The 22,400-nt window shown below is 68.8% G+C and carries 15 protein-coding genes; 10 read left to right on the top strand and 5 right to left on the bottom strand.

Features of this window, described 5'->3' with window-relative positions; all coding sequences use genetic code 11:
• Positions 1-94 precede the first annotated feature (94 nt).
• From AC0OLQ_RS25415 to AC0OLQ_RS25400, 4 genes are all read left to right on the top strand, one after another.
• Positions 95-8,680 carry a golvesin C-terminal-like domain-containing protein gene (locus AC0OLQ_RS25415; RefSeq protein ID WP_484528367.1) on the top strand — a complete coding sequence of 2,862 codons (8,586 nt, stop codon included), beginning with the start codon at positions 95-97 and terminating at the stop codon, positions 8,678-8,680.
• A 192-nt stretch (positions 8,681-8,872) separates the two neighbouring features.
• Positions 8,873-9,532, top strand: a complete 660-nt coding sequence (locus tag AC0OLQ_RS25410) for a hypothetical protein (RefSeq protein WP_484528366.1) — start codon at positions 8,873-8,875, stop codon at positions 9,530-9,532.
• Between the two features lie 793 nt (positions 9,533-10,325).
• Complete coding sequence (locus AC0OLQ_RS25405; RefSeq protein ID WP_484528365.1) at positions 10,326-12,197, top strand: AfsR/SARP family transcriptional regulator; 1,872 nt, start codon at positions 10,326-10,328, stop codon at positions 12,195-12,197.
• Between the two features lie 206 nt (positions 12,198-12,403).
• Complete coding sequence (locus AC0OLQ_RS25400) at positions 12,404-13,093, top strand: AMIN-like domain-containing (lipo)protein (protein WP_484528364.1); 690 nt, start codon at positions 12,404-12,406, stop codon at positions 13,091-13,093.
• Between the two features lie 60 nt (positions 13,094-13,153).
• Here the strand turns inward: AC0OLQ_RS25400 and AC0OLQ_RS25395 are convergent, their stop codons facing one another.
• Both AC0OLQ_RS25395 and AC0OLQ_RS25390 read right to left on the bottom strand, forming a co-directional pair.
• On the bottom strand, positions 13,154-13,429 hold the full coding sequence (locus AC0OLQ_RS25395; protein WP_357340044.1) for a hypothetical protein: 276 nt from the start codon (positions 13,427-13,429) through the stop codon (positions 13,154-13,156).
• Positions 13,430-13,476: 47 nt separating this feature from the next.
• Complete coding sequence (locus AC0OLQ_RS25390; protein ID WP_357340042.1) at positions 13,477-13,908, bottom strand: RusA family crossover junction endodeoxyribonuclease; 432 nt, start codon at positions 13,906-13,908, stop codon at positions 13,477-13,479.
• 252 nt (positions 13,909-14,160) lie between these two features.
• Between AC0OLQ_RS25390 and AC0OLQ_RS25385 the strand changes: the two genes are divergently transcribed.
• Entirely contained in the window at positions 14,161-14,544 is a 384-nt protein-coding gene (locus tag AC0OLQ_RS25385) for a VOC family protein (RefSeq protein WP_484528363.1), read from the top strand.
• Positions 14,545-14,638: 94 nt separating this feature from the next.
• Here AC0OLQ_RS25385 and AC0OLQ_RS25380 read toward each other — a convergent pair whose 3' ends face one another.
• Positions 14,639-15,217 (bottom strand): DsbA family protein, encoded by a 579-nt coding sequence (locus AC0OLQ_RS25380; protein ID WP_484528362.1) that lies wholly within the window; start codon positions 15,215-15,217, stop codon positions 14,639-14,641.
• Between the two features lie 231 nt (positions 15,218-15,448).
• Between AC0OLQ_RS25380 and AC0OLQ_RS25375 the strand changes: the two genes are divergently transcribed.
• The 4 genes from AC0OLQ_RS25375 to AC0OLQ_RS25360 are packed head-to-tail and all read left to right on the top strand — an operon-like array spanning position 15,449 to position 19,785.
• Positions 15,449-16,735 carry an ABC transporter substrate-binding protein gene (locus AC0OLQ_RS25375; protein WP_484528361.1) on the top strand — a complete coding sequence of 429 codons (1,287 nt, stop codon included), beginning with the start codon at positions 15,449-15,451 and terminating at the stop codon, positions 16,733-16,735.
• Positions 16,732-17,727 (top strand): carbohydrate ABC transporter permease, encoded by a 996-nt coding sequence (locus tag AC0OLQ_RS25370; RefSeq protein WP_484528360.1) that lies wholly within the window; start codon positions 16,732-16,734, stop codon positions 17,725-17,727. Before AC0OLQ_RS25375 ends, AC0OLQ_RS25370 begins: the two co-directional genes overlap by 4 nt.
• A 1-nt stretch (position 17,728) precedes the next feature.
• Positions 17,729-18,565, top strand: coding sequence for a carbohydrate ABC transporter permease (locus tag AC0OLQ_RS25365; protein ID WP_484528359.1), 837 nt, complete (start codon positions 17,729-17,731; stop codon positions 18,563-18,565).
• Positions 18,566-18,576: 11 nt separating this feature from the next.
• Positions 18,577-19,785 (top strand): ABC transporter ATP-binding protein, encoded by a 1,209-nt coding sequence (locus AC0OLQ_RS25360; protein ID WP_484528358.1) that lies wholly within the window; start codon positions 18,577-18,579, stop codon positions 19,783-19,785.
• Between the two features lie 52 nt (positions 19,786-19,837).
• Here the strand turns inward: AC0OLQ_RS25360 and AC0OLQ_RS25355 are convergent, their stop codons facing one another.
• Both AC0OLQ_RS25355 and AC0OLQ_RS25350 read right to left on the bottom strand, forming a co-directional pair.
• Positions 19,838-20,941, bottom strand: coding sequence for a winged helix DNA-binding domain-containing protein (locus tag AC0OLQ_RS25355; RefSeq protein ID WP_484528357.1), 1,104 nt, complete (start codon positions 20,939-20,941; stop codon positions 19,838-19,840).
• Between the two features lie 112 nt (positions 20,942-21,053).
• Positions 21,054-21,779, bottom strand: coding sequence for a YsnF/AvaK domain-containing protein (locus AC0OLQ_RS25350; protein WP_484528356.1), 726 nt, complete (start codon positions 21,777-21,779; stop codon positions 21,054-21,056).
• A 186-nt stretch (positions 21,780-21,965) separates the two neighbouring features.
• Here AC0OLQ_RS25350 and AC0OLQ_RS25345 point away from each other — a divergent pair, with 186 nt between their 5' ends.
• Complete coding sequence (locus AC0OLQ_RS25345; RefSeq protein WP_357340011.1) at positions 21,966-22,361, top strand: hypothetical protein; 396 nt, start codon at positions 21,966-21,968, stop codon at positions 22,359-22,361.
• Positions 22,362-22,400: the final 39 nt, after the last annotated feature.

The following is a 22,400-nucleotide window of genomic DNA, read 5'->3' as shown; positions in this document are numbered from 1 at the left end:
GATCGACCGTGACGTATCGGAAACATAGCTGCGCGTGTATGCCTCGTCCCTAGTTTCCTACCCACATGTTTCACGAGGACGGGGAGGACGACGGGTGAGACAGAGATTGCGGGGGCCGCTGGTGGTGGCCCTGGTGCTGGCCCTCGTGGCCACACTCGGCGGGATGGAGGTGCTCCGCCGATCCGGGCCGGAGCGGTCGTCGACCGCCTCGTCCGGCAAGGAGGAGAGCTTCCTGGACCGGCTCGGGCGGGGCGCGCGGCAGTTGGTCAACGGCGGCCGGGCCAAGGCGCCGGCCGAGGGGGTCCGCGCCGGCCTGTACATGGCGCAGAAGCTTCCCACCGGTGTACGCAAGAAGCCCGTCAAGCGGGTGAAGGAGCTGACCGGGCGGCGGACCGCCACCACCCGAGTCTTCGCGATGTCCGACGGCCGGCTCCAGGCGGAGATCTCCGCCGCGCCGCGCCACTACCGGGACGCCAAGGGCAACTGGCAGCCGATCGACACCACCGTCTCGCCCTCGACGGCGGCCGGTTTCGCCGCCGCCAACACCACCAACACGTTCGCCAGCCGCTTCGGTGCCTCCACGGCGAAGCTGACCCGCTTCGAGCTCGACGGCGAGCAGGTCACCCTCGGCCTGGCCGGCGCGCCGCGCACGGTGAAGCCGGTGCTGACCGGCCACACCGCCACCTACCCCGGCATCGCCGACGGCGTCGACCTCGCGTACGACGTGACCGCCACCGCGCTCAAGGAGCGCCTGGTGCTGCGCGACGCGTCCGCGACCGCCGCGATGACCTTCACCCTCGACGCGGGACGGCTCAAGGTCTCCCAGCGCGAGGATGGGGCGATCGAGTTCCGATCCCCGCTGGACAACCGCGTGCTGCTGGTCATGCCGGCCCCGTTCATGTACGACGCCAAGGCCGACAAGTCGTCGCCGTACGGCTTCGCGTACAGCCTCAAGGTGGCCCAGAAGCTGCGGGCCGAGGGTGGCCGGTGGGCGATCGACGTGGCGGCCGACAAGGACTGGCTCGCCGACCCGAAGCGGGTCTGGCCGGTCACCGTCGACCCCACCATCAAGATCCAGCCGAGCGGGAGCAACGCCGTCGACGCGATGGTCACCCAGGACACCCCGGCGCAGCCGTTCGGCAACCTCTGGCGGCTGTCGGTGGGCACCACCACGGCCGGCGCCTCGCGCGCCCTGGTCCGGTTCGGGCTGGACGCGATCCCGGCCAACACCACGGTCGACTCGGCGTCGCTGCAGATGTACTACGACACCAGTCACACGACCGACGCGTACGACGTGCCGATGGAGGTCCGCGAGGTCACCAAGGACTGGGACGAGACGGTCACCTGGAACGCCATCAACGCCGAGATGGGCGCCGGTGCCGCCACGGTGACGATGGTCGACGACACCGACACTGGTCAGGTCGCGGCAAAGGGCGCCTGGCCGGCCTCCACCAGCAGCCTCACCAAGGACGCCGTCAAGGGGACGTACCTCGTCAACAACGACGCGGTGCTGGGGGACACCTACACCTGGATGCCCACCGTCCCCGAGGATGGCGACTACACCGTCGAGGCACACTACGTTCCGGCCACCGACCGCAACGCGAACACGGTCTACAACGTCACCTACGGCGACGGTACCGTCGCCAGCAAGACAATCAGCCAGAAGCAGCCCACCAACGCCGACTGGGCCAGCCTGGGCACGTACCCGTTCAAGGCCGGCACCGTCGGCCGGGTCGTGCTGACCGACGCCAACTCCGGCAGCAACGCGGCGGTGATCGCCGACGCGGTCCGGCTGACGAAGTCCGGTGGGCTGAAGAAGTCCAACGAGACCAACGTCTGGCACAGCTTCGCCGCCACCAACCTGGTCCAGAAGTGGCTCAACGACTCGACCAGCAACCACGGCTTCATGATCAAGGCCGTGGACGAGGCCCGGCTGGGCCACGGCGGCCCGCGCTACGAGTCGGGTGAGGACCTCTTCAACGGCGAGACCCAGAACATGCCGAAGCTGGTCGTCACCTACGGCAACCCCGGCGTCGTCCTCGACCCGCCGGGCACCCTGTACCCCACGGGCGCCGCGCTGCGCTGGTCGAGCTACTCCGGCGGGGACATCGCCGAGTACCAGGTGCACCGGTCGACCACGCCGAACTTCACCCCGACCGCGGCCACCCTGGTCGCGCCGGTGAACAAGGCGGTCACGTCGTACACCGACACCACCGCCACGCCGACCCCGGCGACCTCCACGGACCCGTACGGCCAGACGTACTACTACCAGGTGGCGGTCAAGACCACCGGTGGCGCGCTGGTGCCGTCCGCGGCCCAGGTCGCCAAGCTGCCCAAGTCCGGCCAGGTGGTGCAGACCATCCCGGCCGGCGCGGACGTCGTGCTCTCCTCCACCAAGCCGGACGCCAACTTCGACACCCTGGCCGGCAAGCCGCAGCTGATGGTGGGCAACAACTCCGCCACATACGGCTACACCCGGTCGCTGATGCGCTTCGACACCTCGTCCATCCCGGCGAACGCGAAGGTGCTCTCCAGCTCCCTGAACGTGTGGGGCTTCAGCACCGTCATCGGCACCTCGCAGGTGTCGACCTACCAGGCGTACCCGCTGAACACCGGGTTCGACCCGGCCGTGGCGACCTGGAAGAAGGCGACCAGCACCACCAACTGGACCGTCGCCGGCGGTGACTACGCGACGACGCCCATGGCCGCGGTGGGCCCCTTCGGCGTCGACGACCCGCCCCAGTGGCGGCGCTGGACGGTCAAGGACTCGGTGCAGAACTGGGTCACCAGCCCGGGCACGAACAAGGGTTTCCTGGTCAAGTACGCCGACGAGGCCGGCCGGCTGAAGGAGGACAGCCTCTTCCTATCCAGCGAGGGCACCCAGCCGCTGCGCCCGCAGCTGCAGGTGATCTACACCCAGCCGGACGCCGCGCAGACCTACTACGCGCCGACCACCCCGTCGACCATGACCACCGACGGCACCTACAGCGTCCCGGTCACCATCGCCAACACGACGTCCGCCACCTGGCTCAAGAGCGACTGGGCGCTGTCGTACAGCTGGACGCTGCCGGACGGCTCGCCGGTCCCGACGGCCGGGACCTCGCTGCGGACGCCGCTGCCCGTGGACGTGGTGCCGATCGGTCAGATCGGCACGAGCAGCGTGGACGTCACCGCCCAGGTGAAGGCTCCAGCAACCGGTGCCGACGGCAACCGGCGCAACAACTACACGCTGAAGTGGGAGCTGAGCAAGGCCGACGGCACCAAGTTGACCGGAGTCGGTGCACTGGCGCAGGACATCGCGGTGGAGGAGCCCACCTCCGACCAGCTCGGCCTGGAGAAGTTCTACTCGTACGCGGGCAAGAACACCGGTGCCGGCGGCACGCTGATGAACAACCTGTACGCCGGCAACAGCGTCTGGTCGTACAACGCGCTCAGCAACCCGTCGCGAGGCCTGTCCACGTTCGTGCGGATGTCCTACAACTCGCTGGACACCTCGGACTCCGCAGCCGGCTTCGGCTGGTCGCTGCAGGCGTCGTCGATGATGCGCCTGGGCACCCCGCTGGACTTCCACCCGAACCCGAACCCGAGGACGGTCACCCTTACCGACGGTGACGGCACGGCCCACCGCTTCACCCTGAACGACCAGACGGGGGAGTGGATCAGCCCGAAGGGCGTGCACCTCTACCTGCAGAAGGTCACCAGCCTCGACTGCAAGCCGAACACCGACGAGCCGCGGGCCTGGCGGCTGACGAAGCCGGACCGGACGCAGTTCTACTACGACTGTGAGGGCTTCCTCACCAGCACTGTCGACAACAACGGCAACGAGATGTCCTTCACCTACGAGGAGCGGCGGTCGAACAACAAGCCGACCAAGTTCCTGAAGTACATCACCGACCCGGCCGGCCGGACGACGCTGACCCTGGACTACTACGCCAAGGGGCAGACGTACGACTACATCGACGACACCACCTGGGCCAAGGTTCGGGCCACGGGCGGCCTGACCAACCCCAAGATCATCGACCACGTCTCGCAGATCACCGACATCTCCGGGCGGAAGCTGATCTTCACCTACACCGACAAGGGTCTGCTGGGCGAAATGATCGACGGTGCCGGGTCGACCAACGGCGCGCCGAAGACGTTCACGTTCGCCTACGACATGACCCAGGGCAACAAGAACGTCAAGCTGGTCAAGATCACGGACCCGCGGGCCAACGCTGCCAAGTCCTCCTACGCCACCAAGCTGGAGTACAACTACCCGAAGACCGGCGACGACCCGAAGTTCCACTGGACCACCAAGTCCTACACCGACCGGCTCGACAAACTGACCCAGTTCGGCTACGTCGACCCGGACGGCCCGCAGGGCACCAAAATCGATGCCACGGTGACCGACGCGGAGAACCACGCGACGGCGTACCGGATGGACGGCTATGGCCGCCCGTACCAGACCACCAACGCGAAGAATCAGGTCACGACGCTGGGCTGGGACGACGACCACAACGTCACCACGCTCACCGAGGACAACGGCGCGGTGTCGAGCTGGAAGTATGACCCGAAGACCGGCTATCCGACGGAGATCAAGGACGCGGAGGCGGTCAAGAACGGCTGGCCGGGCACGACGCTGACCTACCAGTACCAGCTGGGCGGCTACGTCGCCGACCTGGTCAGCAAGACCAGCTCGAAGGGTCGCAAGTCAACCTTCGGCTACGAGGCCGACGGTGACCTGTCCTGGGTCGTCGACCCGATCGGCAACACCACGACCGACCCGGACGACTACAAGACCACATACACGTACGACGCCTGGGGTCAGATGCTGACGGCGACCGACGCCAACGGCAACACCACGGGGTACAACGGCTTCGACCCGAACGGCTACCCCCAGACCATCAAGGACGCCGACCAGAAGCAGACGAAGTTCGTCTACGACGTACGTGGCCAGGTCCTCAAGGTGACCGACGCGCTTACCCACGACACCACGCAGACGTACGACACGTTCGGCCGTCCGCTGGAGAACAAGGTCGCGAAGGACCAGCTCGGCGATGACTGGATCACCACCCCGGCACCGACGTACGACGCGAACGACAACGTCACGGAGTCGACCGCGCCGAACGCCGCCGTCACAACGGCCTACTACGACGAAGCCGACCAGCTCAAATGGACCAAGGCGCCGGTGGATGTCGCGGGCGACCCAGAGCGGAAGGCGTCGTTCACCTACGACAAGGTCGGCAACCTGCTGACCACCACCGAGCCCAAGGGCAACCTTTCGCTGGATGTCGGTGACTACGCCACCACCAACGGCTACGACGAGATCTACCAGCTCACCAGCGTCACCAACGCCAAGGGTGACAAGATCACCTACGAGTACGACAACGTCGGCAACGTCGTCACCGTGGTCGACCCGCGCAAGAACGCGACGGCCGACACCGCCGACTACACCACCAAGCTGGCGTACGACCAGGCGCACCGGGTCACCAAGAGCACCGACGCGCTCGGCAAGTCCACCAGCAGCACCTACGACCGTGACGGCCTGGTCACGGCCACCACCGACCAGCTCGGCAACACCACCGAGGTCACCCTCGATCCGCGTGGCAAGCCGTCCGAGGTCAAGGTGCCGCACAAGAACGACAACGGCACCATCACCTACCGCACCACAAGGTACGAGTACGACGAGGTCGGCAATCAGACCAAGGTAATCACCCCCCGCGGCGTGGCCACCGACCTGGATGCGAACGACTTCGCCACGGTCACCGTCTACGACAAGCTCAACCGGGTCAAGGAGACCCAGAGCGCGTACGACCAGGACGACAGCCGTTACAAGACGGCGGATGTCACCACCTACCAGTACGACGCCGTGGGTCGCCTGACGACTCTGTCGGCGCCCCCGTCGGCCGGGCAGACGGACCGCAACGACACCACGTACACCTACTACGACAACGGCTGGACGAAGTCCTCGTCCGACCCGTGGGACATCGTCACCTCGTACGACTACAACGACCTGGGTGCCCAGACCGAGCGAACGGTCACCTCGGCCGGCGGGTCGTCGAACCGGACGATGATCTGGTCGTACTTCCCGGACGGCAAGCTCAAGTCCCGCTCGGACGAGGGCGTGCCGGTCGGCAAGCAGGTCGTCCTCGTTGACAACTCCGAGTTCAACAACGCGTCGGCGACCGGGACCTGGACCGTCGCGAGTTCGGCCACCGGCGAGTACGGCACCAACTACGCGACCCGCCCCGCCGGGACCGGTTCGAACACGTTCACCTGGCAACTCAACGTGCCGCAGTCCGGCACGTATGAGGTCTTCGCCCGCTACCCGCAGGTCACCGGCGCGGCGATCGACGCGAAGTACACGGTGAGCCACGGCGGCGGCAGCACCCCGAAGACGGTCAACCAGAGCACCAACACCGGGACCTGGGTGAGCCTCGGCTCGTACAGCTTCACCGAGGGCAACAGCCACAAGGTGTCGCTGTCCGACCAGGCGACCGGCACGGTCGTCGCCGACGCCGTGAAGCTCGTCCGCGACAACACAGGTGAGGCGGACAACGAGAAGCACGACTACCGCTACCGCTACGACCCGAACGGCAACCTGGAGAAGATCACGGACTCCTCTCCGGGCGCCCGGGTGGACGACTACTCGGTCGTCTACACCGGATTGAACCAGGTGAAGACGGTCACGGAGAGCAAGTCCGGAACGGTCACCAACGCCACCTCGTTCAGCTACAACGAGAACAGCGCACCGCTGACCACCACCCACGACAAGCAGTACGCCGGCTACACCTACGACCCGCGCGACCTGGTGTCGGAGGTGGTGAACGGCAAGTCCGCCACGGACTCGGGCAGCAAGACCACCACCTTCACCTACACCGACCGTGGCGAAAAGCTGAAGGAAACCAAGGGCAACGGCAACACCGTCGACTACACGTACTACCTCGACGGGCTGCTGAACACCCAGGTGGAGAAGAAGTCCAACGCGACGGTGGTGTCGGAGCACACCTACACCTACGACCTGAACGGCAACCGCACCCGCGACGTCGCCAGGAAGATGAACGCCGACAACCACTCGGCGTACCTCAGCACCACCAGCATTTACACCTACGACCCGCGGGACCGCCTGGCCACCCTGACTAAGACCGGGGACGGCGCCGGCATGGAAACCTACATCCACGACGCCAACAGCAACGTCATCGAGCAGACCCTCAAGGGCACCACGACGAGGTTCAACTACGACCGGAACCGGCTCCTCACCGCCAGTGCGGCTGGCGCGACCTCGTCGTACAACTACGACCCGTTCGGGCGCCTCGACACGGTGACCGCCGCGGGCACGGTTCTCGAGCGCAACGTTTATGACGGTTTCGACCACGTCGTCGAGAACCGCAAGAACAACGGCACGAGCACGTCGACGACGAAGTACACGTACGACCCGCTGGACCGGACCGCCACCAAGACGACCGACGCCGGCGGCACGAAGGAGAAGACCACCACGTTCAGCTACCTCGGCCTGTCGAGCGAGGTGCTTGACGAGGAGGTCGCCGGCAAGCTGACCAAGTCGTACCAGTACTCGCCGTGGGGTCAGCGCCTGTCCCAGATCACGCACAAGGACGACGGGACCGAGGAGAACGCCTACTACGGCTACGACCCGCACACCGATGTCGAGCAGTTGACCGATGACACCGGCGATACGAAGGCCACCTACGGATACACCGCGTACGGCAAGAACGACGACGCCCAGTTCACGGGTATCGACAAGCCGGACGCGCAGGATCCGACCAAGGAGCCGTACAACGCCTACCGCTACAACGCCAAGCGGTGGGACCAAAGTTCCGGCTCGTATGACATGGGCTTTCGGGACTACGACCCCGGCCTGAACCGGTTCCTGTCACGCGACAGCTACAACGGCGCGATCTCCGACCTCAAGCTCGGTCTCAACCCATGGACTGGCAACCGCTACGCCTTTGGTGGCGGCAACCCGATCAGCAGGATCGAGGACGACGGACACAAGCCATGTGGCGACGACACATGTCAACTGTACGAACTTCCCGACGGGCAGACGGTGGATGCAAGACCGCTCAGCTCCCTCAAGGCGCAAGTTGAGGAGATTGCGAAGACGAACAACACAGAGGAGGCGGGTCTTTGCCTTACCGACGACGCCCCTTCATGGATGTGCGCCCGGCAAGGCGATGGTCCTAAAGGTAACAAGCTCGGGCCACACGAGATCGCCGTTTGTAACGACGTTGGGCTAGATTGTCTTGCGGTTCAGAAGGCTTCGGAATGGTCTTGGGCGGAAGTTGCAAAGATGAAGGAAAAGTACGGTTGGGACAAAAGGGAAATGAATGCCTACCAGCATGGGCTCTGGGTTGGGGCTATGCGTGTGCTGGGTGTCTCTGAGCACGATGCCATGATGTTCGCGGTCGCTCATGAACTTGATCACTCCTCGGCTAAAGCCGGCGATCTGCCTCTTTACGGTCCAGAGTCGAGCAAGGACATGCGCAACAACTTTGTCAGTATACGACTTGGAGAGACGGCTAGGAACGAGATCAATTCCACGAGTACAAAGGGGTCTTACACTGGGGGACGCGCTGGAGTGCCGACCTTCAGGCATGACCCTCTGTATGAGTTGGAACAACTAGCGCTTAAGGCGATGAACCCGAACACGTGCGGCAGTAACTGCCTGACCGTGGAGTACTAGACGAGTGGCCGCCGCGGGCGAGTTTTGGACCTCTGACGGTCGTCAGAGGGGCGGGGCTTGCCCGTGGCGGTCCATGTCTGCGACAGTGCCCCCGGGCACGATCGATCGCTGCGAAATTTCCTTACCCGTCGTCCGACGGGAGGCGCGAAGTGCGCTTGATGCGAATCTGGATCTGCGAAGGATAGTGTTCGGATGGTTGAGGATGACCACGGATTGGCTGGCCCGCGCGGCCGTCGTGTGATCGCACGATTTCTCGCCGGCATAGTGGCCGTGGCTGTGTCCACCGTCCTGCTTGCGGCATACAATCCATGGCACTACGTATATTTGATCCCGTTTGGCCGGGCCTCGCACGCTTTGCCCGTGTTGGTCCTGTCTCCGACGCTGCTCGGCGTTGCGGCCTTGTTGCTGATGGGAAAAAGGCGGATGGTGCGGGTGATAGCAGGCGCCGTAGTTGCCATGACGGTCTTTATGTGTGCAGTTGGCTACCGGATTTCGGCGACGGAGTCGATCTTGGACGAAGTTGATTCGAACGGTACACGAACCGTGGTGGCCGTATCGCCAGAGGGAGGGTTTGATCTGGTGGTTGTGCAGCACGTCATCTTCACAACACGTTACGAGCTTGTGCGGGTTCGTTCGCGGGCCGGTCTGATGAGCCGGGAGGCGGACCAGGACCTCGTCTGTTTTGCGGAGACGTTGGGCCAACTCGATCCGGATAACACTTTTGAAAGTGCTCGGTTCGTGGGCGAACACGAGGTGGAGGTGCGTACGGAAACTGGGGATCCTTGGAAAACTACGTTTGATTCGCGCACCCTGCTAGGGGCCAGAACCGTCTCCCGCGGCTGCGAAGAATAGGCGGGGTGTTCTCAGCGAGCCACTTCTGCAGCGGCCGGATGATGTAGCGCTACTGCGCGAGGCAGCGGTGGATCTGTACAACCACGACCTGGAGTTGAACGACCTGGCGCTTGGTTTGAAGAGCAGAGCGGATGATATAGAGGAGAATCGTTTGACGAACCGGTCGTGAAACCGCAGGCCGATCCCGAAATATGCATGTCTGCCCCGCGGCTGCGCATTTCGGTGCGCAGCCGCGGGGCAGACGCCTCAGCCAGCGCAGCGTTTCGCGCTTGGGATCTGACGCGGCGTCCCCGGGCTGACGGCCGACGATGACAAAAGCCTGAACATGCCGCATGACCCGAGAGAACTTGCGGTGAGCTGGTTTGGCCACAGGACTGTCAGCAGAATGAGGGTGTCCGTGACCGGTTACGCGTGTCAACGAAGAGGCCGGCGCGCTTTGATGAGGCGGAATCGCGGATGGTTGCCCAGGACTGGCCGGACGGCAGCCTGCCGGCAGCCTGCGGAGGGGTCGTGTGGCCGACCGGCCGGTTTCCTGTTGGCTCGCCGAACCGATGACTGCTCGAATCACACCAATCGCCTCAAGGCGCAGTCCGGATACGATGACGTCATAAGCGATATCGGCCAAGGCGATTGGAAGGAGGTCTTCGCAGCGTTCGGTCCCTTCTTCTCGTTACAGAGACGCGCCGTCTGATCAATTGACTTTCGTCACCTTTTCCGTTCCGCCCTTCTCCTTGTTGCGTACACGGGTGGTCGCCTAGCGTGAGCGGCGCTCAACGTCAACGGGGGAGAAGGCATGCAGATTCGTATCGGGCTACTGGGGACGATGGAGCTGTGGGTCGACGGCCAGCGGCTCACCCCTGGGGCGGCGAAACGCCGTACCGTCCTCGCGGGTCTGGCCCTGGAGGCCAACCGGCCGGTGTCCCTGCAGCGACTGGCGGGCGAGGTGTGGTCCGACCCGCCCTCTTCGGCGGTGGCCAACCTTCGCTCGCACGCCGCCGCCCTCCGCCAGGCCGTGGGGGACCGGCTGGTCGCCCGACCGCAGGCGTACGAGCTGCGACTCGCGCCGGGCGAGCTGGACGTCATTGATTTCCAGCGGCTCGCCGAGGAAGGTCGGGCTAGCTTGAGCGCGGGCGATCCGGCGGGCGCGATCCAGGCGCTGAGCGCGGCGCTGGACCAGTGGCGAGGGTCGGCCGGTGACGGCCTGTCCCGTGGTACCCGGTTGGACAACCGCTGGGCCAGCCTCGACGAGCAGCGGCTCCAGGTGTTCGAGGACCTCGTGGAGGCTCAGCTCGCGGTCGGCGCGCACGGTGACGTGCTGCCCCACCTCCGCCAGGCGCTCTCGGCCCAACCGCTCCGCGAGCGGGGCTGGGGACAGCTGATGGTGGCGCTCTACCGCAGAGGCGATGTGCCGGCAGCACTGGGCGCGTACCGGGATGCGCGAGCGGCGTTGCAGGAGCAGCTGGGAATCGAGCCGGGGGAGGAGCTGCAGCGCCTGCACCGAGCGGTGCTCGAACGTTCTCCCGAGCTTTCGTACGAGGCGCCGGCTGCCACGGTGACGGTCCGGGAGGACGTGAGGCAGCGCGACGGCCGGGAGGTACCGCGGGAGTTGCCGGCGGCGCTGGGGGCGTTGGTCGGACGTACGCGAGAGCAGGCGGAGGTGATGGCGGCCTTGTCCGGTCGCACCTCGGTTGCCGCGGTGGTCAGTGGTGCGGCCGGCAGCGGCAAGACTGCGCTCACGGTGCGGGTGGCGCACGCCGTAGCGGCCGACTTCCCCGACGGTCAGGTCTACGTCGACCTGAGCTATCAGCCGTCCTTCACTGGGGACGAGGTTCTGGCCCGCGTGCTCCGGGCGCTCGGCGTCGACGGCGCGGCGATCCCGCAGCGGACCTCCGAGCGGGCCGGCCGGATGCGGTCGCTGCTGGCCGAGCGCCGAATCATGATCGTGGTCGACGGGGTCACCCACGCCGCCCAGGTGCGCGCGCTCGTCCCGGCCGGCCCCGGCTCGGCGCTGATCGTGGTGACCCAGCGGCACCTGCGCAGCCTGGACGGCGTACTTCGGGTGGACCTTGACCCGTTGCCGGCCGAGGATGGGCGGGCGCTGCTTCACACACTCGGGTGCGAAGAGCGGCTGGCCAGCGCCCCCGTCGCCGCCGACGAGCTGGTCCGGCTCTGCGGTGGGTCTCCCCTGGCCCTGCGCATCGTCGCATCCCGGCTGGCCGCGCGGCCGACCGCCACGGTCGCCGGGCTGCTGGTGGAGCTGCGCGACCCCCGCCGCCGGTTGGATTGGCTGGCCGACGACGACCTGTCGGTGCGGCAGCGCATCGACCTCGGCTACGCAGCCGTCCGCGCCGACGACGACCTGGCCGGGCGGCTGTTCGCGCTGCTCGGCGGCGACCCGGAGGCGGCGGTGCCGCCAGAGGACACTGCGGAGCGGCTGGGCGTGCCGGCTGAGCGGGTGTGGCGGGCACTGGAGATGTTGCTCGATGCCCACCTGGTCCGCCTTGATGCCTCCGGCGGGTACCGGCTGCCGCCGCTTGTCCGGGACTACGCGGCCGAGCTGGCCGAGCTGTCCGAAATGCCCGCGCTGCACCCGCTGCCGACGTGGCGGGAGGAGTCGGCGGCGGACCCGATGGCGGTGGCGGGCCGGCGCGGGGTGCCGCGTTGAGCCGACGGCCGGACCAGCCCGATGGGCCGGGTCCCCGACACGGGACGACCGGTTCTGGTAGGGCGTCGATCGGAACCGACCGCACCGGCCCGGGGCCGGCGGACCGACGGTCACTTGCCGTAGCGGGGTTCGACCGATCCGGTCGGCTCCCTGACCGGGGACGATCGGCTCTGGCAGGCGAGTGCCGGCCAGAGCGACAGTGACTCATGGCACCTCAGCGCGTACCACTGCTCGTCGGCCTGGTCGTGCTGCTCGCGGCGGCCTGCACGACGACCGACCACGACGGCGCGGCCGCCCCGACCGCGACGGCGCCGGCTTCCGGCGCGACCGCCGCGACCACGCCCGCCGCCACTCCGGCGGCGCCCACCAGCGGGGCGCCCGTCGAGGGCTCCTGGCGGGTGACCTACGGCTGGGCGGTGCCCGCCACGTCCGCCCGGGTGACCCACCAGGTCCGGGTGCCGGTCACCCCGGCGCCAGGGGAGCCGCTGCCCGTCCTGGTTGAGGTGCGGTTCGGGGACCATCCGGCCGAGGGGTTCAGCCGGATCACCTTCGCCGTCCGCGGCCCGACGCCCTCATACCAGGTCGGCTACGTCCCGCAGGTGTCGACCGAGGGTCGTGGCGCGCCTGTCGAACTGCCTGGCACCGCCTACCTGTCGGTGCGGTTCGACCCGGCGCAGGCGCACGACGCGCGCGGCGTCGCCACGGCCGACCTGCCGCCGTCCCGGATCGGTTACCCGACGCTGCACGGCTGGGCCGCGGCCGGCGATTTCGAGGGGCACCTCAGCTTCGGGCTCGGCCTCCGGCCGCCGGCCGGCGGGACGCTGCCGGTGCGGCTGGGCGAGTCCACCCGCCCCGACGGCACCCACGTCGTCGCCGTCGACGTGCGACGCGGCTGACCGGGCCGCGCGGAACGACCGCGCCGGCCGTGTTGGCCGACGCGGTCGGGCGCGCGTGGGTCAGGAGACCTCGCCCCGGACGATGGCCACCGCGACCCGGCAGAACTCGTCCATGTCCGGGTTGAAGCCGGCGGCGATGTCCGGGTGCAGCCCGGCGCGGGTCTCGTCGAGCAGCCGACGGCAGACCTCCTCCACGGGCTCACCCGCGTAGCCGCCGCGGACCCGGTCGGCGGCCGCCTGCAGGGCCGAGGTCAGCTGATCCTCCAGCGGGCCGCGCAGCTTCTGCTGCACAGGATCGAGCCCGCTCGGATCGAGCGTGACATGTGGCTCCGACATCGGCGCTCCCTTCGTCGGCGATCGCGGTACCCCACCGCGCTCGTCGGTCAAACCATCCTCGGTACGGCCGCCACCCGGACCTGGTACGAGAAGTTCTCCGCCGGCTCCTCGACGTAGGACAGCCGGCGGATCTGCCGGTCGTCGGACCAGAGGGCGACGTCGACCAGCACCCCGAGGTGGGCCAGGCCGATGTTCGCCACCCGCTTTTTGTCCTGGAGCACGGAGCAGACCCCGCCCAGCAGGGTGCTGGCGTCGGAGGTGCGGTGCCCGGGCGGGCAGCGCATGATCATGTCCACCTCGATCGGACCGGTGAGCGGGGTCCACCCGGTGCGCTGGGCCGCCGTGCAGGCGGCCTGGAGCAGGGCGCGGACCCTCGTCGCCTGCCGGTGCCCGGCGGCGAAGATGGACAGGGCCTCGGTCTTGACCGGGGGCAGGCCGCTCACCTCGAACGTCAGGGCGAGAGCGCGGGTGTCCTGCACGACGGCACCTCCTCATGGGGATCCTGCCGAACCGGTGGGACCGCAAGAGGGAGTTCGCGCGAGAACCAACCGATCGGACGGGCTGGGGGTCGGCCGGAGGCGTATCGACTTCGACGGCGACGCGCTGGCTGCGGGGCTAGGGAAACGCTAGTCGACCGGGCGCACGCTGGGTAGCCTCGCCGTTCATTGCGTGGGACGGGCCGGGAAGGCGGGGCGTCCTCATGTTCGTCTTTCGGCTTGTAGGGTCGGCCCATGATCGCTGACCTGCAGTGTGTGGTGCTGGACTGCTTTCACCCGGCCCACCTTGCGGAGTTCTACCAGGCACTCCTTGGCGGTGCCGTCAACCAGCGGGATCAGCGATGGGCGCTCAGTGACGACTGGGCGACGCTGCACACGCCGTCCGGCCTCGTCCTGGCCTTCCAGCGGGTGGCGGACTACCGGCCACCGCTCTGGCCCGACCCGGCCCGGCCCCAGCAGTTCCACCTGGACTTCGGTGTTGCCGACCTGGACCGCGCCCAGGAGCAGGTGCTGACCCTGGGCGCAACGGTGTTGGACGAGGGTGCCGGACGCAGTTGGCGCATCTATGCCGACCCCGCAGGGCATCCCTTCTGCCTGGTCCGTCACTTACCCAGGTAATCGACGAGGGTCGGCCCGTTGTCGGCAGAGGTCCTTGAAGCGCGCGATCAACCGGCCATCATGCCGGGCGGGTCCGGACCCCGCGCCGGGGTGATCAGTGCCGACCGCGCTTGACCTCGTGGAAGGTCTCCAGGCGCAGCAGCGGCAGCAGCGAGTCCCAGATGGTCAGGGCGTCGTCGACGCCGGGGACCTCGGTGAGGATCGGGCCGTGGATGCCCCGCCGGGCGCCGGGGACCATCAGCACCGGCGAGCCGATGTCCGGGCCCGCCGAGGCGTACGCCAGGGCGTGCGACTCGTGCACCGCCCGGTCCCAGCGCTCGTCGTCGAGCGCCGGCGCGGCGGGCTCCAGGCCGGCCGCCGCCACGGCCGCCGCCACGATCTTGTCGGAGAGCGGGTTGCCGGCGTCGTGGCTGCGGGCGCCCAGCTCGGTGTAGAAGCGGGCCACGTCGTGGTGCCGCCCCTCGGCACGCAGCGCCTCGATCAGACGCAGCGCCCGGCCGGAGGCGGCCATCAGCTCGGCGTACTCCGGGGCGACCCGGCCCTCGTTGAGAATGCCCAGGCTGAACGCCCGCCACTCGACGCGCAGCCCGCGCGCCTCGGCCACGGCGGCCAGCCAGCGGGAGGCGCGCCAGGTCCACGGGCAGGCCGGATCGAAGAAGAAGGTGGCGTCCATGGGCCGAGCGTAGGCCGGGGCCGCCCGGCCCGCAGCGCGGTGACCGACGCCACGGTGTCGACCGTCGTATCCGTCTCGTGACCGTCAGGTTTCGCAGCGTCGCAGCCAGGGCACTGTCTGCCGCACGAAACGTCCCGGGGCGCGGGGCGACGGCCGGCGTCCCGACCGTCTCGCCGTGCGCCGGGGCACGGGTGATCTCCCCGGCTCTTCGCCGAAGAGAGGGGGAGGGCGATGACGACAGACCCCGACACGGCCCCGCGGCGGCGGCCGGCCCGGCGTGCGGCGGCGGCAGCCGCCGCACTCGCGTTGACGGCCCCGCTGGCCGCCTGCGGATCCGGCGGCGAGGGAGGCCCGCCCACCATCAACCTGTACTACCCGCCGGAGCAGAACCTGCAGAAGGTGGTCGACGACTGCAACGCGCAGGCCCAGGGGCGCTACCGGATCGTCTACCGGGTGCTGCCGCGGCAGGCCGACGAACAGCGGGTGCAGATGGTGCGGCGGCTCGCGGCGGGGGACCGCGGGATGGACGTGCTCGGCCTTGACGTCACGTGGACCCAGGAGTTCGCCAGCGCCGACTGGATCCGGGAGTGGACCGGCCAGGACAAGGCCGAGGTGGAGCAGGGCACCCTCGCCGGGCCGCTGGACACCGCCCGCTACGAGGACAAGCTCTACGCCGCGCCGAAGAACACCAACGTGCAGCTCCTGTGGTACCGCAGCGACCTGGTCCAGGAGCCGCCGAAGAGCTGGGACGAGATGATCTCCGCGGCCCAGCAGCTGAAGCAGCAGGGGAAGCCGTACCAGGTGCTCACCATGGGGGCGCAGTACGAGGGTCTGGTCGTTCTCTACAACACCCTGGCCGAGAGCGCGGGCGGGAAGATCCTCAGCGACGACGGCAAGCGGGCCGTGATGGACGCCGGAACCGTGCGGGCGCTGGACCAGCTCAAGAAGTTCGCCACCTCGGGCGTGACCTCGCCGTCGTTCAGCAACGCCATCGAGGACCCGGTCCGGCTGGAGTTCCAGTCCGGCGCCGGCGCCTTCGAGGTCAACTGGCCCTTCGTCTACCCGGCGATGCAGGAGGCGGCCCCGGACCTGGCGAAGAAGGTCAAGTGGGCGCGGATGCCCGGCATCGACGCGAACACCCCGAGCAAGGTCACCATCGGCGGGGTGAACATGGCGGTCAGCACCTACTCGAAGCACCCGACGGAGTCCTTCGAGGCGGCGAAGTGCATCCGCAACGCCGAGCACCAGAAGTTCTCCGCGGTCAACGACGGCGTGCCGCCCACCATCGAGGCCGTCTACGCCGACCCGGAGATGGACAAGGCGTACCCCATGAAGGAGACCATCCTGGAGGAGCTCAAGGAGCCGGCGGTCCGGCCGCTGACTCCGGCGTACCAGAGCATCTCCACGGTCATGTCGGCGATCCTCTCGCCGCCGTCGGCCATCCGGCCCGAGCAGACCGCGAACGAACTGCGCGACGCCATCGCCGACGCCCTCGAGTCGAAGGGGGTCCTGCCATGAGCATCAACGCCACTCCCGCCGGCGCGGACGTCGCCGCCGAGGCCGAGCGCCCCGCCGGCCGGCACGCCGCCGTGCCCACGCAGCGGGCCCGCCGCCGGGCGAGACCGCCGCTGAGTGAGAACAAGCGCGCCGAGCGGCGCCTCGGCTGGCTGCTCTGCGCCCCGGCCGCGCTGGTCATGGTGCTGGTCACCGCGTACCCGATCCTCTACTCGGTCTGGTTGTCGCTGCAGCGGTTCGACCTGCGCTTCCCCGACCAGCGCGAGTTCATCGGGCTGGAGAACTACGCGACCGTGCTGACCAACCAGTTCTGGTGGACGGCGTTCGGGGTGACCGCGCTGATCACAGTGGTCACCGTCGCGGTCGAGCTGGTGCTCGGCATGGGCCTGGCGCTGATCATGCACCGGACGCTGGTCGGCCGGGGCATCGTCCGCACCTCGGCACTGATCCCGTACGGCATCGTGACGGTGGTGGCCGCCTTCTCCTGGCGGTACGCCTGGACGCCCGGCACCGGCTACCTGGCCAACCTCTTCGACGGCAGCGCCCCGTTGACCGAGCGGGCCAGCTCGCTGGCGATCATCATGCTGGCCGAGATCTGGAAGACCACCCCGTTCATGGCGTTGCTGCTGATGGCCGGGCTGGCGCTGGTGCCGGAGGACCTGCTCAAGGCCGCCTCGACCGACGGCGCGACCGCCTGGCAGCGGTTCACCAAGGTGATGCTGCCGGTGATGAAGCCCGCCATCCTGGTCGCCCTGCTGTTCCGCACCCTCGACGCGTTCCGGGTGTTCGACAACATCTTCGTGCTCACCGCCGGCGGCAACGAGACCTCGTCGGTGTCGATGCTCGCCTACAACAACCTGATCCGGGGGTTGAACCTCGGTATCGGCTCCACGATGTCGGTGCTGATCTTCCTCACCGTGGCGGTCATCGCGTTCGTGTTCGTGAAGCTGTTCGGCACCGCTGCCCCCGGCAGCGACGACGGGGAGAGGCGCTGAGATGGCCACCGAAACCACCCCGCGGGCGAAGCTGCGCTGGGGCCTGCTGGACGTCATCGTCGTCGTCTTCGCGCTGGTCCCGGTGCTCTGGATCGCCTCGTTGTCGTTCAAGACCTCGGCCACGATCACCGACGGGAAGTTCTGGCCCCGGCAGTGGACGCTGGACAACTACCGGACGATCTTCGACACCGACCAGTTCGTCCGGGCCCTGGTCAACTCGATCGGCATCGCGCTGATCGCCACCCTGGTCGCTGTGGTGCTGGGCGCGATGGCCGCGTACGCGATCTCCCGGCTGGACTTCCCCGGCAAGAAGCTGCTGGTCGGGGTGTCCCTGCTGATCGCCATGTTCCCGCAGGTGTCGCTGGTGTCGCCGCTGTTCGAGATCGAGCGGCAGGTCGGCCTCTTCGACACCTGGCCGGGGCTGATCCTGCCGTACATCACCTTCGCCCTGCCGCTGGCGATCTACACGCTCTCGGCGTTCTTCAAGCAGATCCCGTGGGACCTGGAGAAGGCGGCGAAGATGGACGGGGCCACCCAGGGCCAGGCGTTCCGGCGGGTGATCGCCCCGCTGGCCGCGCCCGGGTTGTTCACCACGGCCATCCTGGTCTTCATCTTCTGCTGGAACGACTTCCTCTTCGCCATCACGCTCACCTCGACCGAGCGGGCCCGCACGGTCCCGGTGGCGCTGTCGTTCTTCACCGGCGAGTCGCAGTTCGAGGACCCCACCGGGGCGATCTGCGCCGCCGCCGTGGTGATCACCATTCCGATCGTCCTGTTCGTGCTCTTCTTCCAGCGCCGCATCGTCTCGGGCCTGACCTCCGGCGCAGTCAAGGGATAGGTGGTGTTGTCATGGCCGACATCGTGCTGGACAAGGTGAGCAAGCGGTTCCCGGACGGGACCACCGCGGTGCAGGACGTCGACCTGGAGATCGCCGACGGCGAGTTCGTCATCCTGGTCGGCCCCTCCGGCTGCGGGAAGTCCACCACCCTGAACATGATCGCCGGGTTGGAGGACATCAGCTCCGGTGAGCTGCGCATCGCCGGGGAGCGGGTCAACGACAAGGCGCCCCGCGACCGCGACATCGCCATGGTGTTCCAGTCCTACGCGCTCTACCCGAACATGACCGTGCGGGAGAACATGGCCTTCCCGCTCCGGCTGGCGAAGCTGGACCGGGAGACCATCCAGCAGAAGGTGGAGCAGGCGGCGAAGGTCCTGGAGCTGACCCCGTTGCTGGACCGCAAGCCGGCCAACCTCTCCGGCGGGCAACGGCAGCGGGTGGCGATGGGACGGGCGATCGTCCGCCAGCCCAAGGCGTTCCTCATGGACGAGCCGCTGTCCAACCTGGACGCCAAGCTGCGGGTGCAGATGCGCACGGTCGTGTCGCGGCTGCAGAAGCAGCTCGGCACCACCACGGTCTACGTGACCCACGACCAGACCGAGGCGATGACCCTCGGCGACCGCGTGGTGATCATGCGGGGCGGCGCCGTGCAGCAGGTCGGCCCGCCGCAGGAGCTCTACGACCACCCGCGAAACCTCTTCGTGGCCGGGTTCATCGGCTCGCCGTCGATGAACTTCCTGCACGCCGCCGTCGAGGACGGTCACCTGCGCACGGCGTTGGGGGACGTGCCGATCGGGGACCGGGTACGCCGGCAGCTCGACGGCGCGGACGCCCCGCGCGAGCTGATCCTCGGCATCCGCCCGGAGCACTTCGAGGACGCCGCGCTGATCGACGACGAGACCCGCCGCCGAGGCCTGGAGTTCGACGCGCCGGTCGACATCGTCGAGTCGATGGGCTCGGACAAGTACGTCTACTTCACCGTCGAGGGGGAGCGGGCCAGCGCGGCCGAGCTGGAGGAACTGGCCGCCGACGCGGGGGCCGCCGACTTCACCGGCACCGGGTCGAGCCTGGTCACCCGGCTGTCGGCGGAGTCGCCGGTCAGCGAGGGCGAGCCGCGGCGGGTCTGGTTCAACCTGGAGAAGATCCACCTTTTCGACCCGTCCACCGGGCGCAACCTCACGCTGCACGAGGGTCGGGCGGCCGGCGCGCTGGACGACTGACGCGGCACCCGGATCCGGGCCGGTGGGCAACGCTCACCGGCCCGGATCCGTGCTACCAGGCGAGCCGCAGCGGCAGGCCCAGGAAGTCGGCGTAGCCGGCGAGGGCCGACTCGACGCGGGCCCGCAGCGCGGCGTCGAACGGCGTCAACTGCTGAACGGTCACGGTGACCGCCCGCTTGCCGACGGTGCGCTTCCAGGTGCCGACCGTCCGGCCGCCGCGCACCAGCGTGGCCTGGAAGATCCCGTTGTTGCCGGGGACGACGGCGTTCGCGTGCGCCGGATCGAGCATCAGCGTGCGGTCCTTGTAGCCCAGCAGGTATTCGTCGAAGCCGGGCAGGGCGTGTACGTCGTCGACCGGTGTCCGGGGCGCGTCGAGCAGGGCGGCGTCGACCACGCCCGGCACCCCGTCCACCTCGACCGGGGCGAGCGCGTCGCCGGCCACCGCGATGCCCCGGGTGGCGTCGGTGACCGTCAGGCCGGTCCACCGAGCCAGCTCGTGGCGGGTCACCGGGCCGTGGCCGCGGACGTAGCGGTGGGCCAGCAGGCCGAGGGCCTCGTCCCGCTCGGGGCGGTGCGGATCGGGTGCCCACTCGTCCAGCAGCGCGAACGTCTGCTCGGTGCCGACGTGCGGGGCGATGCAGGTGACGCCGCGCTGGCTGGCGTACCAGAGCAGGTGGTAGCCGCGCTGGCCGGTGGTGTCCAGGCCGGCGTCGCGCAGTGCGGCCAGGCACTCGGCGCGGGTGAGCCGGCCCGCGCCCGCGAGGGCCCCGCCCAGCACGTCGGCGGCGCGGTCGGCGTCGGGCTCGGTCAGGCCGAGCTGCGCCCAGCGGCCGGCCACGCCGGCCAGCGCCCGGACGCCGGTCACCGCCAGCATCCACCGCGCGTCCCGGGGCGGCACGAGGTGCACCGTGCCGCGCATCGGCCAGGTGCGCAGCGCCTCGCGCCGCTCCAGCGCCGCGCGCACGTCGTCCTGGGTCCGGCCGGGCAGGCGTACGCCGAGTGACCAGAGCCCGCTCGCCGCGTCCTGGGCCTGCATGGCGCCGAACCACTCGACCACCCCGGCCACGCTCTCGGGGCGCGCGGTGGGGTGCGGGCGCAGCAGCAGGCTGGTCATCCGCAGCGCCAGCGCCTCGGCGCCGGTGAGGCGTACGGTCACCTGGGTGCTCCCGTCGTCGGTGGACGGTCAGCATAGGTGGCCGGTGCGACGTTCCCGGGAGACGGACGACCGGACGGGTGGGCCGTGCCCACCCGTCCGGGATGCCGTCGCGTCAGCGGTTGCGGCGTGCCCGCTCCGGCACGTCGGCGTCCACCAGCTCCCGGCGGACCTGCGCGTTGACCGGCTGCTCCTCGACGACCTCGTCCTTGTTCAGCCGGACCCGCTCGACCGGGACCTGGTCCTTGGCGACCACCGGGTGCTCGGCGCGCAGCTCCATCTCGCGCTGCTCCTCGCCGATGCCGGCCCGGACATTGCCCCGGTCGGCGTCGAGGATCGGCTCGTGGACCACAGTTACCTCGTCGTGCTCGACCGGCACGGTGGTCTGGACGTTCTCCGTGACCACGCGCTTGCTCAGCCGCGCGGCGCCGGCCGGCTCGCTCTCGGTGCCGACCCGCAGCCGCTCCTCGGAGCGGGTCACCTCCGGCGCGCCCGGCTTCTTCTGCGGCGGCGCGGCCTGCTCCCCGATCTGGTAGTGCTGGTAGAGCTCGGCGAGCTGCTCGGTGCTGAGCGGCTGGTTGGTGCCGGTCTCCACGCTGGGAGCGCTGCGCACGGTCGCCTTGTCGTACTGCACCTGAAGCCGCCCGTCCTGCTGCATCCGGGCCGCCTGCAGCGGTGCCATCGACTCGTGGTGGCCCATCACCCCGGTCTTCACGCTGACCCAGGTCGCCTCGCCGCTGGGATCGGCCCAGACCTGGCCCACGCTGCCGATCTTCGCGCCCGAGCGGTCCTGGACGTCCTGCCCGTACATCGAGCGGACCTGCTGCTCCGTGAGTCGCATGGTTCGTCCTTCCTCTCGTGGGTCACCGCCTGGATCCCCGGGCGGGGCCGCGGGCATGCCCCGGAAGTGGGACGAATAGGAGTAGGAGCAGCAGCGGTGCCGGAAACGACCGGCCCCGACGCATAAGCGTGGCCAGAGCGGGGATGCGCCGCCGGCAACCAGTGCGAGGAATGTGAGGTGTGGGTGATGACAGCGTCCAGTGAACCGATGCGAGGCGGCGGCGGAGCCGCCCCGGCCCGGCCGGCGGGACCGGCGGGCGGGGCGAAGACCAGCGCCGCGGCGACCTTCTCGCTGGTCTTCGGCGTGGCGGCCCTGCTCAGCGTGCTCACCGCGATCCTGGCCTCGGTCGGTCTGCTGCTGGGGATCATCGGGCTCATCCTGGGTATCTTCGGGCTGCGGATGAGCCGGCGCCCCGGCGTCACCGGGCGCGGGGTGGCGATCGGTGGTCTGGTGCTCAGCGCCTTGGCGGTGCTGATCGGGCTGGCGCTCGCCGCCGGCATCAGCACGTTCATCAACAACGAGCAGGCGGTGGACCGGCTGGAGAAGCGGGTGACCGACCTGCGGGACAAGCTCAACGACTGAGCGGGGACAACGCCCCTGATCGCGCTACGCCAGCCACGT

Source organism: Micromonospora sp. Utrum1 (assembly GCF_057197805.1).
This window is presented reverse-complemented; position numbering and strand designations above follow the sequence as displayed.